The following is a 15,936-nucleotide window of genomic DNA, read 5'->3' as shown; positions in this document are numbered from 1 at the left end:
GATTTTTAGATTAGATTTTTTAAAATACCTAATAATTGAAAACTTGCAATAATAATAGATTGCTATTATTATTGGTCTGATTTTTAAACTTAGAATATATAAATAAACTAATAAAGGAGAAAATATGGCCAAGAGAAAAGAGACCAAAAGAAAGCATAAGAAGATTGGGATAGATAAATTAAACAGCATTAGCGCATTGGAAATAGAGATTATGAAAATAGTATGGGAACAGGAAAAGGTTACAGTAAGAAAAGTTCATGAGACTATGCTAAAAAAAGAAATAGAAGAAAATAAAGATGAATTTACGCCCTATACTACAGTAATGTCAACCATGACTGCATTGGCGTATAAGGGTCTGCTAAAGCAGGACAAAAGCGAAAAAACTTATATTTATTCCGCTAATGTAGATAAAAAAGATCTTTCCAAAAGCTTAATAAAATCAGTTGCTGATAATCTTCTTGAAGATAATGCTAAACAGTTTGTTTCTAATTTCATAAGTGACAATCAAAATATTTCAAAACAGGGCATAGACAAACTGATAAAGGAAATAGATAAGTACTAACCAATTGGGCCAGAATGTTCATTTTGGACATAATTACAAGATATGCAGTACCTGCAATTTATGCCAGTTTCACAGGACTGGCAGTAGGATTGGCAGTTTTAACTATTTTCAGGATAAGGGATCCCAATATAAGGATATTTTATCTTTTTCTTCCCTTGCTGCGGCCTTATTTTATTTTAACTGAAAATGTTTATATGGGTAATTCCGTATCTGGTACAGCGGTTATATGGGGAGGATTAAGGATTCCAGATCCCCATAATATTTTTGATAACTTTAATTTCAGCAGGCTGGTATTTTCCAGTACGAACTATTATCTGCTGTTTTTAGCTGTAGTAACCATAGGTTTAATAATTGTATACCGGTGGGTTTACCTTTACGTCTTTTATAAAAGGCTTGCCAGCGATGAAAAGGTTGGAAGCAAGGATCTTCCTTCTATCTTTTCCATTATAGATACATACCGGGATAAACTTGGCATAAAACAGCCTGAAGTCAGCCTTACCCACAAACCCTATTACAGTCCATTTGTCATTGGAATAAAAAAACCTTCACTGGTAATAGCACCACAATTAATAGAATGCCTCAACCCTGCTGAGACCGAGGTGGTGATTGCCCATGAGCTATCACATATAAAAAGACATGACAGCCTTATAAGGTGGGCAGCATTAATACTGAGAGATATGATGTTTTTCAGCCCATTTGCCCATTTATCCTATGGTATGATAAAAATGGAGCAGGAGAAGGGAAGCGACCAGCTGGTGTTAAAACATTCGGGCAAAGAAGGTAAAACATTAGCCATGGATATACTAACCTCTATAAGGAAGATGAAGGAATTAATATCCTCTCAAAATAAAAGGGTTTCTAATCATTTATGTCCTTTTTCTCCCCAGTCAGCTTTAAATTTAAGTAAGCTGAGGCACCGTATAGATTCTTTAATAAAAACGGATTTAAATCAGCTTCAGGCCAGTGTGGCGGTAAAAGTCATAATGGCTATAATCTGGGTATTGATACTGTTATTACAGTTTATGATAGTTATAAATACAGGAAATTATACCGTAATCCTGAGATAAGTATCCCAGGCATGGGCCAGGTTGTTTGGTTAAATTTTATAAATGAATTGTATTGTGTTTTAATGGTTATGGAGCATTTGTTAAAAGGACCCAGATGATTGCCGGTTGATATAATTTTAAATCATGTCAGGAAAAAATATGGACCAGAGATTAGAGGAATCTGCCCGGATCCTTAAGGATTATAGAAAAGATAATTATTGCTTTGGACAGGACTGCAGTCAGGCTACAGGCAATTATTGCCTGGAATTCGGACAGAATCCTTTGTTGATGATATCTAAAAGAAAATGGGCTGGTAATATAAGAAAAGAAATAAATGACATTCTGGATAAGAGTCATATAAATAGCCCGGTTACTATTGATACACCCCCTGTGAATAATCCGGTGAGCTCAGTTATGGCTACAGCCGAGGCTATAAGCCAGGCTAGACCGGACCTGCTGCTGGCAGTAGGGGGAGGGTCTGCCATAGACTGTATTAAAGCTGCCAATGCTGCGGCCAGCTTAGGTGAAGAAAACCTGGAGTCTTTTTTGGGAATAGGCAAGGTATCTGAAGCCTTGAAGAAAACGCAAAAGAAATTGTATCCAATGGTCGCGGTCCAGACTATAGCCGGTTCAGGCTCACATTTGAGTAAGAATTCAGTAATAAATTATCCCCGGAAAGGGCAGAAAAAAATCATTACCGATATGGCATTGGTTCCAGACAGGGCAGTTTTTGATTATTCAGTTACCACCACCATGGACCGTAATCTTACTCTCGATGGGGCCCTGGATGGGTTTTCTCATTGCCTCGAAGTATATTACGGATCCGGGGACAGTGGTCTCACCGAGCAGGTGTGTCTTAACTGTATATCCTTAATAGTTGATTATCTGCCGCTGCTTCTTAAGGATTTGGATAATATAAAATACCGCCATGCTATAGGATTAGCTACCGATCTGGGGGGATATGCCTTAATGCTGGGTGGAACCAGCGGGCCGCATCTTAACAGCTTTTCCATGGTAGAGCTGACCAGCCATGGACGGGCCTGTGCCATACTGAATCCCTACTATACTGTTTTTTTCTCTCCTGCCATAGAAGATAAATTAAGGAAACTGATTCCTGTGTTTGAGCGGTATATGGATCATCAACCTGCAAATGATTTTCGCAGCCTGGGAGAAGCAGCAGGCAGGTCCATGCTTTCCTTTTACCGGGCTATTGGCTTTCCCACTACTCTAGCCCAGCTGGATGGCTATGATAGCCGCATACTGCCTAAAGTACTGGAAAATGCAAAAAACCCGCAGCTATCCATGAAGCTAAAAAGCATGCCTGTTGCTTTGAATTTAGAGACTGTAGATGAATATATGGGACTAATATTAAAAGCGGCAGAAAGCGGTAATCTGGGATTGATAAAAAACCTGGACCGCAAATAGATTGCTTAAATTCATTATCAGGTTTGTATCTTTTAACTACAGCACAAATTAAACTAATCCCCGGTTTCTCATGGTCCCGGCATGTAAACATCAACTGAAGGGACAAGCTTGATTAAAAGTAACCTATGGGTATATCTGCCGGTAGATCAAGTAGCCTTTTATATTCCTGATTCAGCTTTAACAGGGTTACCGAACATCCCTCCATATCCAGTGAAGTACAATAGTTGTTTACATAAGTACGGTGTACCCGGATAGCACTTTCCCTCAGCAGCTTATGAGTTATATTTGCTGCTATATACAATTCTCCAATGGGGGTTCCCCCCAGCCCATTAATCATAAGGGCTACTTCATCGCCAGCGGTAAAAGGTAGATCCTGCAGTACCGCATCAGTTAAAGTCTTAATTATAATATTGGCCCTCTGGTAAGAGGTCCTCTTTCTTCCCGGCTCTCCGTGCAGGCCAACGCCAATTTCTATTTCGTCTTCTTCCAGATCAAAAGTAGGGGAGCCCTTTTCAGGGGTGGTGCATGGTTTCAGGGCAAATCCCATGGTCCTTAAATTACTATTTACCTCCATGGCCAGGTTCTTTAAATCATCCAGATTTGAGCCTTCATCAGATTTTGCGCCCACAATTTTATAAACCAGTATTGCTCCGGCGACGCCCCGCCGCCCAGCGGTAAAAGTACTGTCCTTTACTGCTACATCGTCGTTGATAATAATTGTTTCTGTGGAGGGGCCTCCTTCAAATTCCAGCATTTCACTGGCCATCTCAAAATTGGCCCTATCCCCGGTATAGTTTTTGACTAAAAACAATACACCTCGGCCCCTGTCTACCATTCTTGATGCATCTACAATAGCATCCAGGGTAGGGGCTGCAAACACCGGCCCGGCACAGGCGGCATCAAGCATTCCCCGGCCCACATAAAAGGCCTGGTCGGGCTCATGCCCACTTCCTGAACCGGAAATAATACCTACTTTGTTAAGATAGGGATCTTTTCTGTAAACAATTCTTTTTTCTGGAATTAAGCCAATGGTGTCCGGCCTGCTGTCTGCCAAGCCCTGCAGCATTTCACTTACTACATCTTCCGGCTTGTTAATAATCTTTTTCATAAACCTATCCCTGTCCTGTTGATTTTAAATATTCCAGAGCAGCCTCAAATATTAAATAAATAACCACTGACCCCGGGTCACGGTGTCCCTTGCTCCGCTCTCCCAGATATGATGCCCGGCCCTTTTTTGCAATTAAATCTATGGTGCTGTCAGAACCCTGTTTGGCTGCCTGGTATGCCTGCTCAATTATTTGCACCATGCCTGCGTCTTTCCTGGCTGCGGAAGACTTTATGCTTTCTACCGCGGGCTCAAGAGCATCTATAAGGGTTTTATCCCCAACCTGGGTTTTGCCGCCCCTTCTTTTGATAACTATATTTGCGGCCTCCAGGGCATCAGCTAAATCCTGGCTGCCTATTTCAGTTTTATCTGCAATGCTCTTGCCTGCTTCCAGAAACCCGGTGCCCAGCATTGCCCCGGAGGTGCCTCCTATGGTATAAGCAAGGGTAAAACCTACCTTTTTAAGAATATCCCCCAATTCCATGGAGTTAAGCTGGCCCAGAGAATCTTTAACTGCAGTAAAACCCCTTTTTACTCCTATACCGCAATCGGCATCACCCACACTGGAATCAAGCTCGGTGAGCATCTTTTCAGCATCAATCAGTTTATTGCTTATGGCCTGTATAATCCCTATAAGAGTTTCTTTCTGTGTAGCCATTTTGCTCCTTGTTTTGCTTTTATATAATGGTAATTATTATAACAGATATGATACCTGGAAAAAAATATAATTTAGGCCCGGACGCAGGCTGCAGTTTGACAATTTGAATGTTAATAGATATACTCATATACATAAAAATACAATAATATCATAGCAAGAGGTAAAAATGGTAGAAAAGAAGCAGGATTATTTCAGAGTCCCTATAACTATGCCTTCAGCAATGGTTTCATTCCTTGAAAATATGGGTATTGAATGTAAAAAAAGCGGAGGCCATAAAATTGCTAATACCGAGATTGTGAGAAGTGCCATAAGGTTGCTTATGGATCTTGATATTGATATAAACGGCATTAAATCCGAAGAAGAGCTGGAAGCAAGAATAAAAGATGCGGCCAGACGCTATAAATAGCTTACCGCTATAAACTATTATTCCTTTAATATTTATCCATTTATTTTAATTTCCATTGTAATTATAATGGTATAAAAAGTTCTACATGGAGTTGATTTTATATGGCAGAAATTAAAAAAGAATTATTGATAATTGGAGCAGGTCCTGCAGGGCTGGGTGCAGCTTTGTATGCCCGGCGGGCAGATATTGATTTTGAAATAACCGAAAAGCATATGCCTGGGGGCCAGATAGTAAATACTGAATTCATCGAAAATTACCTGGGCTCCAAGAAAGAATCGGGATTTGAGCTTATACAGGGATTTGTAGGTCACTGCAAAGAGCTGGATATAGAGGTAAAGGAGTACAGCTCCATAGCCTCTATAGAACCGGTAAAGGGAAAAAATCAGTTTAAATGCAAGGTTTATGACAGTGACCACACCTATAAGGTATCTTCCATCATCATGGCCACCGGGGCCAGCCCCAAAAGGTTAAACCTGAAAGGAGAGAAAGAGCTTATAGGCAGCGGAATTTCTTTTTGCGCTACCTGTGATGGTGCCCTTTACAGGGATAAAGTAGTGGCAGTAGTAGGCGGAGGAGATACAGCGGTGGAAGAAGCCCTTTTTCTGGCCAAATTTGCCAGTACGGTATACATAATACATCGACGGGATGAGCTTAGGGCGGTTCAAATACTTCAGGACCGGGCTTTTGAAAATAAAAGAATAAAATTCTTATGGAATACAGTTGTAGATAAATTTGTAGGTGAATCAAAACTGGACCATATATTTATTAAGAATTTAGAAGATAAAAAGGTTTCCCGGCTGGACGTTGATGGACTTTTTGAATATGTGGGGTATGTCCCTAATTCCAAACTGGTAAAAGATCTGGTGGAATTAGACCAGGACGGCTTTATAGTAACCGATCAGTATATGAGGACTTCCCGTCCGGGAATATATGCGGCCGGAGATGTTAGAAATACACCGCTGCGGCAGGTAATAACTGCGGTATCCGACGGTGCTATTGCGGCCACAGTTATGGATAAACATATGCGTGGCCTGCTGTAGACATCCGGTATTAAGTCAGGTGTTTACTTAAATAAATTTAGCTGTGCTGACAGCTTAACAGTCTTTCATACAGGGGGGTATGACCCATAGTGGATATACTAAAAAAAAATCACAGCGGAGAAAAAATAGTAGACCTACAGATGCGCCTGAAAAAATTAGGTTATGACCTGGGTGATGCTCAAATTGACGGATTTTTTGGTCTGGATACTGAAAATGCAGTAAAAAAATTCCAGCAGAAAAGGGCGCTGGATTCAACTGGCGCAGTGGATGGACAAACCTGGCAGGAACTGGTAGATGCTGGCTACAAGATAGGAGACCGGCTCCTGTATTTAAAACACCCACCCTTTAGGGGTGATGATGTAAGGACCCTGCAGTACTGGCTGAAAAGCCTTGGTTTTTACCATTTTAAGGAAAATGGCATATTCTGCCCAAATACCCATGATGCAGTAATAGAGTTTCAGAAAAATATGAATTTAGCAGCAGATGGCATTGTAGGCGACGGTACCATAAAACATTTGCTTAAGCTCAAGAGAATAATAGAACCCAAAAAAACTTCCAACTTTCCTTTTAACAGCAGGCTGGAGTTAAGAAAACGGCAGGGGATGGTGGCAGTAGCAATAGATTATGGACATGATATAAATGAACAGGAAAGTGAACAATATTTTAAAGAGAAAATATATATTTGCAAAAGTATTGCCAATTACTGTAAGCAGTTTCTGGAAGAAAAGGGAATACGCTCAATTATAACTGTAAATGATGACAACCAGAGCCTCTTTTTAACTGACCGTATCCACTATGCCAATAAAACAGGGTCCGACATACTGGTTAGCATCAATTTGAGTTATTCCAGGGAACATTCAGCCAATGGATGCAGCAGTTATTATTTTAAGGGACTGCGCTCTTATTCGGTTAATGGAAGCAAGATAGCAAACAGTATACAGGATATGATTGTTCAAAATTTGGGATTGCGGGACTGCAGGGTGCATGGTTCAAGCTACAGCATACTGAAAGAAACAGAGATGACTTCTGCTCTGGTGGAACCTGGTTTTATCTCCAACCGGGAACAAAGAAAAAAGCTTAAACAGTCCTCCTATCAGAGGCAGCTAAGCACTAATTTATCACAGGGGATCATAAATTTTATCAAAAGTTAGCATGTATATAATTTATGATGATTATTTGTTAAAACATAATGCCGGGGCCATGCATCCCGAGAAGGCAGAAAGACTGTCCAGAATTATGGAGGAGTTGGGCCGGTGGGACAAGATTTCTGAGTTAAGCATTATAAGGCCTGAACCGGTACAGACAGAGACCCTGTCTTTAATACATAAGAGTAGTTATATCAATCAGATAAAAGAATACTCAAAAAAAGGGAAACCGGTTTATCTGGATGCGGATACGGTTGTATCCCAGTTCACATACCGATGTGCCCTGCTGGCAGCAGGGTCATCAGTTAAGGGTATTGATTTGATATGTGGGAAAAAACCAGGGCAGTCCATGTTTTTTGCCCTGGTCCGCCCTCCCGGCCATCATGCTTTCAGCTCCCGGGGAAGCGGGTTCTGTATTTTTAACAATATAGCTGTTGCTGCTGCCCATGCCTTCAAACGCTTTGGTCTGGAAAAAATTGCGATTATTGATTTTGATGCCCATCATGGGAATGCTACCCAGGATATTTTTTACCAGAACAAAAATCTGTTCTATATTTCTTTTCACCAGTATCCCCATTATCCGGGCACTGGCAGTTTGGAAGAAACAGGAGCAGGCCAGGGGGAGGGTTATAACCTTAATTTTCCCCTGAGTGCAGGAACCGGGCAGGATTGCTATATTTTTTCCTTATATGAGGTTGTAGTTCCCCTTATGTCCCGGTTTAAGCCGGACCTTATTCTGGTAAGCGCAGGCTATGATTCTCACCGGCTGGACCCCCTGTCGTCCCTGAACCTGGAGCAGGAGTCATACTACAGGATAATGAGGGTAATCAGGGACTTGAGCTATAGATATTGCGGGGGGAAGCTGGGTATATTCCTGGAGGGAGGCTATAATACAGATGTGCTGGGTGGATGTGTTAAACAAACTATAAAGGGCTGCCGGGAAGAGGCAGGGGAGAGGGAAACAGCCAGTCATGATGCCGGTCAAGGGTGCAAAAGAATTGTGAGTAAAATCAAGAATAAATTCGGGATCAGTGATGATTAAAAAGATGGTATTAACGGTCATGGCCTTGCTGCTAATTCTTGGTTTTGGCTGCAGGAATTATGACGATAGAGTAGATATAGGGTATTTTTTTAAAACCGGCCCCGAGAAAGCAGTACTGGATTTTTTGCAGGCCATGGAAGAAAGAGATCCCGGCTATATTTATGATTACCTGTTGCTTAATAAAGACAAGAATAATATAAGCAGGGACAAGTATATAGAAGAATTTAAATCCATACTTTCAGATGTGGAGCAGATCGAGGTATCAGGCACTGTCTATCTGGGTTATGAGTCAAATATGAGCAAGGTGGTAGCCGAATTTTCGGTGATCTATATGAATGGTGATAGCAAAGATTACAAGAAATATATCTATCTCCAGGAGGAAAATAATAGGTGGAAAATAGTTTTTGAAAAAACATTCATATAATATATAATGATATTTACAGGAAAATATAATATTTTAATGCAAAAAATACTTAACCATTATGGACCTGAAAAATAGAAATAGAAGATCAGCAGCAGCAATAGCCGCCATTATTTTAGTATCGGTTTTATGCTGGGGCTGTTCCTACCCGGGCACCGGTGAAATTACCGGTGTGCAGCAGATTGAAGGCCAGGCCAGGGACAATCAAATGGGCGAGCAGTTAATGGAATTGTTAAACAGGGTGGTAAGCCCCCCGGTTATAACTTCCCATGGAGCAGAAGAGGTTATCTATTCCGGCACGGACCGCCAGGTTATCTTTATTGAGGGTTACGCCGATGCCGGTAACCGGATTGAAGTATATGTTAACGGAGTGCTTAAGGCAGGCTCCATAAGGGCCGACCAGGACGGATTCTTTGAAAGCAAGGAAGGTTTGGAGATTGTTGAAGGCCGGAACAGTATTGAAGTAATTGCTTTATCCGATTCGGGACAAAAGAGCAGTCCTACCAGGTTCAGCCTGCTGGTAAAGGTTCCTGAAAAAATTGAGTATGCTTTATACCAGGACAACCAGAGCCTGAAGCAAATGGAAGAGATATACTTCTTAAAACAGGGAGATCCAAGTACCTATATTAAGGGCTATTACCTCCCTGGTTCAGAAATATTTGTACAGGTAAACGATAAGATTGTAGGGCAGACCACTACAGATTCTGAAGGTAGTTTCAGTTTTACCGAGGTTGCCCTGATTAAGGGGGAAAATGATATATCTATATGGGGCACTACCCAGGATGGTATTACCAGCCAGCCGGTATCTACCCATATACTGGTTATCGAAGACAGCAGCAGCCCTTACCCTTCAAATCTTTCAGGCTACAGTGACGGTTTTGGAAATCATTTATCCTGGGGTGCTTCCTATGATGATAACTTCCATACTTATAAGCTGGTCAGGGTAGAAGATCCCTGCCTTAACCCGGAATACCCCGACCATGATGTTATTGCTACCTTTGGCGATATTGGAGTAAGCAGTTATACCGACCAGGATATAGAAAAAGGCAGCTCCTACTACTATACTCTCTGGACCCTGGACCGGGCGGGGAATGCCATATCCAGCAATGTTCTGGCACTGCCGCCGCCGGTTTACAGTATTAGTATTGAACTTATTTCCCCCTTTGAGGATAATATTATAGGCAGGAGGGAATGGTATTATAAGTATTATAAAATAACCAATAACGGCAATGTAACCGTTGACCTGCAGCCCATAATGCTCTGGATTAAACTGGATCCGGAGCCTGAACCGGATAAGAATATGTGGCCCCTGTGGGAGGCCCATATATGGGATCCGGACAGTGGGCAGTACTATTACAGCAATGAAGGTATTGAACAAACTTATATAGCCGATTACTGGGCCCTAGACGGGGTTACTGAAATTGGAGAAGTTTATGAGTATACTGTAGAAGATGAAGAAGGAGAAGAAGAAGTAATAGAGGCCAGGGATGTTACTACTAAAAAAACACAGCAAGGCGAAGGAAAGAGGGTGATGACCACCACCACCTACACTGAAAATGTAAATACGGGAGAAATAATAGAGGGAAGCCAGGAGTCCACCCAGACATTGGTGGAGCCGGAGAAAATAGGAACGGTTATTGAAAACCTGGCTCCAGGCAAATCAGTGAAGCTGGCGGTAAAGGTTCAGAATATTTCTGCCGGTAACGGTGACCGGATAATAGTGCATTTCCATTTTGCGCCTGTTGATTGTGATGGATATTTTTATACTGATGAAGAGGTTTCCACCAGGGACATATTTGTGTTTAGCAGTGGAAGAAATTAAACAGGAGGTATTTGGCTTATGACAGATGAAAAGAAGAAAAAAGAAAAATTAAAGAAAGATGAACTGGCGGGCCGGAAAAGTGCTGAAGCAGGCATGGAAACCGAGGAGCTGGTAGAAGAAATAGAGCTGCTTCAGAAAGAACTGGATGAATACAAGAAGCTTGAAGACGAGTACATAGACAGGATTAAAAGGCTTCAGGCTGATTACGATAATTACCGCAAGAGGACCCTGAAAGAACATATGGATCATATAAAAAGGGCCAATAAGGATTTGATAGAGAAACTTCTTCCGGTGATAGATAATTTTGAAAGAGCACTGGAAGCAGGAAAGGACGGCAAGCATAAAAATGACCAGTTCTATGATGGTGTACTGATGATATACAATAATTTGATGGAAGTTCTGGCCAGAGAGGGGCTGGAAGTGATAAGTCCTGAAGGTGAGGAGTTTGACCCCCAGAAATGTGAAGCAGCGGTCACCGAGTCAGTGGAAGGAGTAGAAGAGGGGGTAATCCTGGATGTATTAAGAAAAGGTTATATGCTCAAGGATTATCTGATAAGACCGGCAGTGGTCAAAGTTTGTAAATAATATTGAGGAAGGTGGGGATTGAGCAAGAAATTAGTATTTGGTTGTTTATTCGGCTTTATTGGGGTCATTATAATAATTGGCCTTATTTTTTTCGGGTATGTGGTAGATGCCAGAAATGATATGGCGGCTAAGGAGATAGAAGTTGAAAATGCATGGGCCCAGGTACAAAATGTTTACCAGAGAAGACTGGACCTTATTCCCAATGTAGTGGCCAGCGTGGAGGCTTACATGCAGCTGGAAAAAGATATTTTTGAAGAAATTGCCGAAGCCAGAAAAAGCATTAACCAGGCCCAGTCCCCGGACCAGCTTGAAAATGCAAATGAATCCATTAATTCCCTGATAAGAGATTTAAAGGTGGTTGTAGAGGATACTCCGGAACTTAGGGCCAGTGAAACGGTAAGCGAGCTAATAGTAGAGCTTGAGGGAAGTGAAAATCGTATAGCCCAGGAGCGCAGAAGATTTAATGAAGCGGTAAAGGATTATAATACCAATATAAAGATGTTTCCCCGAAACATGATTGCCGGCTGGTTTGGTTTTATGCCCAAGGATTTCTTTGAAGCTCAGGAAGGTGCAGAACAGGCCCCTGAGGTAAATATTGAATTGGATTAGCGGTCCAGGGTTATGAAAAAAAGAAAAAGACTATTTTATTTAACCCTTTTGATAGTGGTGTCTATGGTTTTGACTACCCCTGGTTTGATTTTAGCCCAGGATATTGACATCCCTGGATATACCGGTTATGTGAATGATTTTGCCGGGGTATTGGATCCGGAAGTTGTTTCCCGCCTGGAAAGCCTGTTAAGTAAAACAGAGTCTGAAACTACGGCTGAGATTGCAGTGGTAACCGTGGAAAACCTTCAGGGCTGGGTGATAGAGGATTATGCCATAGAGCTTTTTGAGCAATGGGGTATAGGCAAGAAAGATAAAGATAATGGCGTGCTGCTGCTGGTGGCAATAGAAGAAAGGGAATTGCGCTTGGAGATTGGTTATGGCCTGGAGGGAGCCATAACTGATGTTGAATCCAAGAGGATAATAGATAACATAATAGTTCCCAGATTCAAACAGGGAGATTACAGCAGAGGAGTCTATGAAGGAGCGGAAGCGGTAGCTTCATACATATATCAGGAAGCAGGAGTGGAAACTGATTTACCGCTTCAGTCCCGCGAAAACAGCGGGTCTTTTCCTTCTTATTGGCTGATTTGCTGTTTACCAGTTTTTTTTATATTTGCCATTATTATTTTTTTAGTTAACCTTATAAGGAAAAGGTGTCCCCAGTGCAGGGGTTTTTTCAGGTTAAAGACAAAACAGACTGTATTGAAGGATGCCACTTTCACCCAGGAAGGTCAGAAAAAAGTGGAGCGCTGGTGTAAGGTTTGTGATTTTAAAGATGAAAAGCTGGTAAAAATTCCTAAAAAGAGCCGGTCCTCTTCCACCTGGATGGGGGGAAGCGGTGGTTCTTCAGGCGGTTCCGGAGGTTTTGGCGGGTTTGGCGGCGGATCTTCGGGAGGAGGCGGTGCCAGTGGAAAATGGTAAAAGGATAGGTGATAAAAAATGAAAATAGCTATATCCGGAAAAGGCGGAGTAGGCAAGACAACTCTAACTGCCTGTCTGGCCAGGTTTTATGAATCCAGGGGCCAGAAAGTAATTGTAGTGGATGCTGATCCCGACTCCAATCTGGCTACAGCTCTGGGCATGAAGATGGAAGATGCTCTAAACATAATACCTGTAAGCCAGATGAAAGATCTGGTAGAGGAAAGAACCGGGGCCAAGCCAGGAGGGTATGGAGCTTATTTTAAACTTAATCCCAAGGTAGATGATTTAACCTCAAGGTTTGGTGTGGATGTTGGAGGGATAAAACTTTTGGTTGCCGGTACCATAAAACCGGGCGGAAGCGGGTGTTACTGTCCTGAAAATGTGTTACTGAAAAGATTGTTCAAGCATCTGATAGTAGACACTGATGAAGTAGTAATAATGGATATGGAAGCAGGCATAGAACACCTGGGAAGAGGCACCTGTGAGGGCATGGATATGCTGTTAGTAGTGGTAGAACCAGGGCTGAGAAGCATACAGACAGCTTATTCGGTTAGAAAAATGTCCCAGGATTTGCATATAAGGTCTTTATTTATTGTGGCCAATAAAATAAAATCTATTAATGAGTATCAATCTGTGGCAGAGAAGCTAAAGGATTTTAGCCTTATTGGAAGCTTGCCTTATAGTGAACAGGTTAGAAAGTCTGATTTAGGTAATTTTTCACCCTGCCAGGCAGATAAAAAATTTGCAGAAGCTGTAAGCCAGATAGCCGAAAAGATTGATGAGTATATTGAGAAATAAAACTGAAAGGCATGGTGATACAACTTGTATAAAATAATTGGTAAAAAAAAGCTAACTTCAGATATAGACAGGTTCGAAGTAGAAGCACCATTGGTGGCCAGAAAGGCAGCAGCGGGGCAGTTTGTAGTTATAAGGGTTTGTGAAGAAGGGGAGCGCATACCGCTGACTATAGCTGATTTTGATCCAGACCGTGGGCTCATATCGCTGGTGTCAATGATTGCCGGAAAAACTACCAGCAAGCTTTCCAGGCTGGAACCCGGAGACAGCCTAACAGATGTGGTGGGACCCCTGGGCAAACCCAGTGAAATAGAAAATTTTGGTAATGTGGTCTGTGTGGGGGGCGGAGTAGGAATAGCCCCGGTTATGCCCATTGCCAGGGCTCTTAAACAGGCCGGAAATTATGTTGTATCCATTATAGGAGCCAGAAACAGCCAGGGGCTTATACTTGAAAAAAAGATGGAGGAAGTCAGTAACCGCCTTTTTATTTGCACTGATGACGGCAGTAAAGGTTTTGGCGGTTTTGTTTCGGAATTTTTAGACAAATTCTTAAAGGAAGAAAGCCTTTCGGTGGATAGGGTGGTAGCAATTGGTCCTGCACCCATGATGGCTGCAGTCAGCGAAGTAACCAGGCCTTATGGCATAAAAACTATAGTTTCCCTGAACTCTATAATGGTGGATGGCACCGGGATGTGCGGAGCCTGCAGGGTGGAAGTAGGCGATGAGACTAAATTTGTATGTGTGGATGGTCCCGAGTTTGACGGTCATCAAGTAAATTTCAAATTATTGTTTGCCAGACAAAAAATGTATTGTACAGAAGAACAAAAGGCACATAAGGATTACCAGCATGAATGTGGCTGCAAATCTCATGGCTAATTTTTATTCTAGGAAAGGATGAATCCGGAGTTATGATAGATAAAGTGAACAAAAAAGTTAAGAAGAAGAAAGTTCCCAGAACAGAAATGCCTCAGCAGGACCCCCGGCAGAGGATTAAAAATTTTAATGAAGTAGCCCTGGGTTACAGCATGGAGGATGCCTTAAAAGAAGCTGATAGATGTCTGCAGTGCAGGAAACCTAAATGTATTGATGGCTGCCCGGTGGAGATAGACATAAAGAGTTTTATAGATCTTATAGACCAGAAGAAATTTGATCAGGCCATAGATAAAATCAGGGAAAAGAATTCCCTTCCGGCTATATGCGGCAGGGTTTGTCCCCAGGAAGACCAATGTGAAAAAGAGTGCATTCTGGGAATAAAAGATGAGCCGGTAGCCATCGGAAGGCTGGAAAGATTTTTGGGAGATATGGCCATAAAAAAGGAATTAGCAGATACGGGCATGCTGGTAGAGAAAGAGGAAGCAGAAAAGAACTCAGAACATAAAACTGCTGTTATTGGCAGCGGGCCTGCAGGATTGGCCTGTGCCAGTGAACTGGCAAAGATGGGGTATCAGGTAACCATATTTGAGGCACTTCACAAGGCAGGAGGAGTACTGGTATATGGAATTCCTGAATTCAGATTACCCAAAAAGGTATTGCAAAAAGAAATAGACAGCTTGAAGACTATGGGAGTGGAGATAAAGCTGGATATGGTTATAGGGAAAGTCTTGTCTGTACAGGAACTTTTTGATATGGGTTATGAGTCTGTGTTTATAGCCACCGGGGCAGGCCTTCCTTATTTTATGGATATTGAAGGGGAGAACCTGAATGGAGTATATTCTGCCAATGAGTACCTTACCCGGTCTAATTTGATGAAAGCTTATGAATTTCCCGGTTCTGACACCCCTATAAAGAAAGCTCCAAAGGTAGCGGTGGTTGGCGGTGGAAATGTGGCAATGGATTCTGCCAGGACCGCCAAGAGGCTTGGCGCCGAACATGTGTATCTGGTATATAGAAGAAGCGAGCAGGAAATGCCGGCACGAAAAGAAGAGGCTGAACATGCTAAAGAAGAAGGTATAGAGTTTGTGCTGCTTACTAATCCGGTGAAAATCAAGGGAAAAGACGGCTGGGTAGATAAGCTTAGAGTAATTAAGATGGACCTGGGGGAGCCGGACCAGTCCGGCAGGAGGAGACCCATCCCCATTGAAGGCTCCGAGTATGACCTGGACGTTGATGTGGTGGTAATGGCTATCGGTCAGGGTCCCAATCCTTTGCTGTTGGCTGATACCCCCAAACTGAAGCTTAACAAGTGGGGAAATATAGAGGCTGACCTGGAGACAGGCAAGACTAATATGAAAGGGGTATTTGCAGGTGGCGATATTGTAACCGGAGCTGCTACGGTTATTCTGGCTATGGGCGCTGGCAAAAAAGCTGCCCATGCTATTGATAACTATATAAAAAGCGGAAAATGGTAAATAATG

The 15,936-nt window shown here is 42.2% G+C and carries 17 protein-coding genes; 15 read left to right on the top strand and 2 right to left on the bottom strand.

What is annotated here, in order from left to right; genetic code table 11:
• The first annotated feature begins 124 nt into the window (after positions 1 to 124).
• The 3 genes from K9H14_04675 (at position 125) to K9H14_04665 (ending at position 3,033) form a co-directional block, all read left to right on the top strand.
• Entirely contained in the window at positions 125 to 562 is a 438-nt protein-coding gene (locus K9H14_04675) for a BlaI/MecI/CopY family transcriptional regulator (protein MCG9479487.1), read from the top strand.
• A gap of 23 nt (positions 563 to 585) precedes the next feature.
• Positions 586 to 1,629, top strand: a complete 1,044-nt coding sequence (locus K9H14_04670) for a M56 family metallopeptidase (protein MCG9479486.1) — start codon at positions 586 to 588, stop codon at positions 1,627 to 1,629.
• A gap of 123 nt (positions 1,630 to 1,752) precedes the next feature.
• The gene (locus K9H14_04665) at positions 1,753 to 3,033 is read left to right on the top strand and encodes an iron-containing alcohol dehydrogenase (GenBank protein MCG9479485.1); all 1,281 of its coding nucleotides are present in this window, start codon (positions 1,753 to 1,755) and stop codon (positions 3,031 to 3,033) included.
• 112 nt (positions 3,034 to 3,145) lie between these two features.
• Here K9H14_04665 and dhaK read toward each other — a convergent pair whose 3' ends face one another.
• Positions 3,146 to 4,141 carry a dihydroxyacetone kinase subunit DhaK gene (dhaK, locus tag K9H14_04660; GenBank protein MCG9479484.1) on the bottom strand — a complete coding sequence of 332 codons (996 nt, stop codon included), beginning with the start codon at positions 4,139 to 4,141 and terminating at the stop codon, positions 3,146 to 3,148.
• 4 nt (positions 4,142 to 4,145) lie between these two features.
• A complete protein-coding gene (gene dhaL / locus K9H14_04655; GenBank protein ID MCG9479483.1) occupies positions 4,146 to 4,796 on the bottom strand; it encodes a dihydroxyacetone kinase subunit L in 651 nt (216 codons plus the stop codon).
• A gap of 166 nt (positions 4,797 to 4,962) precedes the next feature.
• On the opposite strand from dhaL, the gene K9H14_04650 reads away from it, so the two are divergent.
• The 12 genes from K9H14_04650 to gltA all read left to right on the top strand — a co-directional run bounded on the left by K9H14_04650 (position 4,963) and on the right by gltA (position 15,930).
• Complete coding sequence (locus K9H14_04650) at positions 4,963 to 5,202, top strand: hypothetical protein (GenBank protein ID MCG9479482.1); 240 nt, start codon at positions 4,963 to 4,965, stop codon at positions 5,200 to 5,202.
• Between the two features lie 101 nt (positions 5,203 to 5,303).
• The gene (locus K9H14_04645) at positions 5,304 to 6,242 is read left to right on the top strand and encodes an FAD-dependent oxidoreductase (GenBank protein ID MCG9479481.1); all 939 of its coding nucleotides are present in this window, start codon (positions 5,304 to 5,306) and stop codon (positions 6,240 to 6,242) included.
• Positions 6,243 to 6,331: 89 nt separating this feature from the next.
• Positions 6,332 to 7,393 carry a peptidoglycan-binding protein gene (locus K9H14_04640; protein MCG9479480.1) on the top strand — a complete coding sequence of 354 codons (1,062 nt, stop codon included), beginning with the start codon at positions 6,332 to 6,334 and terminating at the stop codon, positions 7,391 to 7,393.
• Between the two features lies 1 nt (position 7,394).
• The gene (locus tag K9H14_04635) at positions 7,395 to 8,429 is read left to right on the top strand and encodes a histone deacetylase (GenBank protein ID MCG9479479.1); all 1,035 of its coding nucleotides are present in this window, start codon (positions 7,395 to 7,397) and stop codon (positions 8,427 to 8,429) included.
• Complete coding sequence (locus K9H14_04630; protein ID MCG9479478.1) at positions 8,422 to 8,853, top strand: hypothetical protein; 432 nt, start codon at positions 8,422 to 8,424, stop codon at positions 8,851 to 8,853. Before K9H14_04635 ends, K9H14_04630 begins: the two co-directional genes overlap by 8 nt.
• Positions 8,854 to 8,911: 58 nt before the next feature.
• The gene (locus K9H14_04625; protein ID MCG9479477.1) at positions 8,912 to 10,672 is read left to right on the top strand and encodes a hypothetical protein; all 1,761 of its coding nucleotides are present in this window, start codon (positions 8,912 to 8,914) and stop codon (positions 10,670 to 10,672) included.
• A gap of 18 nt (positions 10,673 to 10,690) precedes the next feature.
• Complete coding sequence (locus tag K9H14_04620) at positions 10,691 to 11,257, top strand: nucleotide exchange factor GrpE (GenBank protein ID MCG9479476.1); 567 nt, start codon at positions 10,691 to 10,693, stop codon at positions 11,255 to 11,257.
• A gap of 18 nt (positions 11,258 to 11,275) precedes the next feature.
• The gene (locus K9H14_04615) at positions 11,276 to 11,866 is read left to right on the top strand and encodes a LemA family protein (GenBank protein MCG9479475.1); all 591 of its coding nucleotides are present in this window, start codon (positions 11,276 to 11,278) and stop codon (positions 11,864 to 11,866) included.
• A 12-nt stretch (positions 11,867 to 11,878) separates the two neighbouring features.
• On the top strand, positions 11,879 to 12,787 hold the full coding sequence (locus K9H14_04610) for a TPM domain-containing protein (GenBank protein MCG9479474.1): 909 nt from the start codon (positions 11,879 to 11,881) through the stop codon (positions 12,785 to 12,787).
• A gap of 18 nt (positions 12,788 to 12,805) precedes the next feature.
• Positions 12,806 to 13,585: an AAA family ATPase gene (locus K9H14_04605; protein ID MCG9479473.1), complete on the top strand. Its 780-nt coding sequence runs from the start codon at positions 12,806 to 12,808 to the stop codon at positions 13,583 to 13,585.
• Positions 13,586 to 13,609: 24 nt separating this feature from the next.
• Positions 13,610 to 14,458: a sulfide/dihydroorotate dehydrogenase-like FAD/NAD-binding protein gene (locus K9H14_04600; protein ID MCG9479472.1), complete on the top strand. Its 849-nt coding sequence runs from the start codon at positions 13,610 to 13,612 to the stop codon at positions 14,456 to 14,458.
• Positions 14,459 to 14,490: 32 nt separating this feature from the next.
• A complete protein-coding gene (gltA, locus tag K9H14_04595; GenBank protein ID MCG9479471.1) occupies positions 14,491 to 15,930 on the top strand; it encodes an NADPH-dependent glutamate synthase in 1,440 nt (479 codons plus the stop codon).
• Positions 15,931 to 15,936: the final 6 nt, after the last annotated feature.

The sequence above is a fragment of the Actinomycetes bacterium genome, from assembly GCA_022396035.1.
Taxonomy (GTDB): domain Bacteria; phylum Actinomycetota; class Humimicrobiia; order Humimicrobiales; family Humimicrobiaceae; genus Halolacustris.
This window is presented reverse-complemented; position numbering and strand designations above follow the sequence as displayed.

What these genes read in the sequence shown, in the direction of transcription:
- K9H14_04675 (MCG9479487.1), top strand. Translation starts at nt 125, where the DNA reads ATGGCCAAGAGAAAAGAGACCAAAAGAAAGCATAAGAAGATTGGGATA.
- K9H14_04665 (MCG9479485.1), top strand. Translation starts at nt 1,753, where the DNA reads ATGTCAGGAAAAAATATGGACCAGAGATTAGAGGAATCTGCCCGGATC.
- dhaK (MCG9479484.1), bottom strand. Translation starts at nt 4,141, where the DNA reads ATGAAAAAGATTATTAACAAGCCGGAAGATGTAGTAAGTGAAATGCTG.
- dhaL (MCG9479483.1), bottom strand. Translation starts at nt 4,796, where the DNA reads ATGGCTACACAGAAAGAAACTCTTATAGGGATTATACAGGCCATAAGC.
- K9H14_04650 (MCG9479482.1), top strand. Translation starts at nt 4,963, where the DNA reads ATGGTAGAAAAGAAGCAGGATTATTTCAGAGTCCCTATAACTATGCCT.
- K9H14_04645 (MCG9479481.1), top strand. Translation starts at nt 5,304, where the DNA reads ATGGCAGAAATTAAAAAAGAATTATTGATAATTGGAGCAGGTCCTGCA.
- K9H14_04635 (MCG9479479.1), top strand. Translation starts at nt 7,395, where the DNA reads ATGTATATAATTTATGATGATTATTTGTTAAAACATAATGCCGGGGCC.
- K9H14_04630 (MCG9479478.1), top strand. Translation starts at nt 8,422, where the DNA reads ATGATTAAAAAGATGGTATTAACGGTCATGGCCTTGCTGCTAATTCTT.
- K9H14_04625 (MCG9479477.1), top strand. Translation starts at nt 8,912, where the DNA reads ATGGACCTGAAAAATAGAAATAGAAGATCAGCAGCAGCAATAGCCGCC.
- K9H14_04620 (MCG9479476.1), top strand. Translation starts at nt 10,691, where the DNA reads ATGACAGATGAAAAGAAGAAAAAAGAAAAATTAAAGAAAGATGAACTG.
- K9H14_04610 (MCG9479474.1), top strand. Translation starts at nt 11,879, where the DNA reads ATGAAAAAAAGAAAAAGACTATTTTATTTAACCCTTTTGATAGTGGTG.
- K9H14_04605 (MCG9479473.1), top strand. Translation starts at nt 12,806, where the DNA reads ATGAAAATAGCTATATCCGGAAAAGGCGGAGTAGGCAAGACAACTCTA.
- gltA (MCG9479471.1), top strand. Translation starts at nt 14,491, where the DNA reads ATGATAGATAAAGTGAACAAAAAAGTTAAGAAGAAGAAAGTTCCCAGA.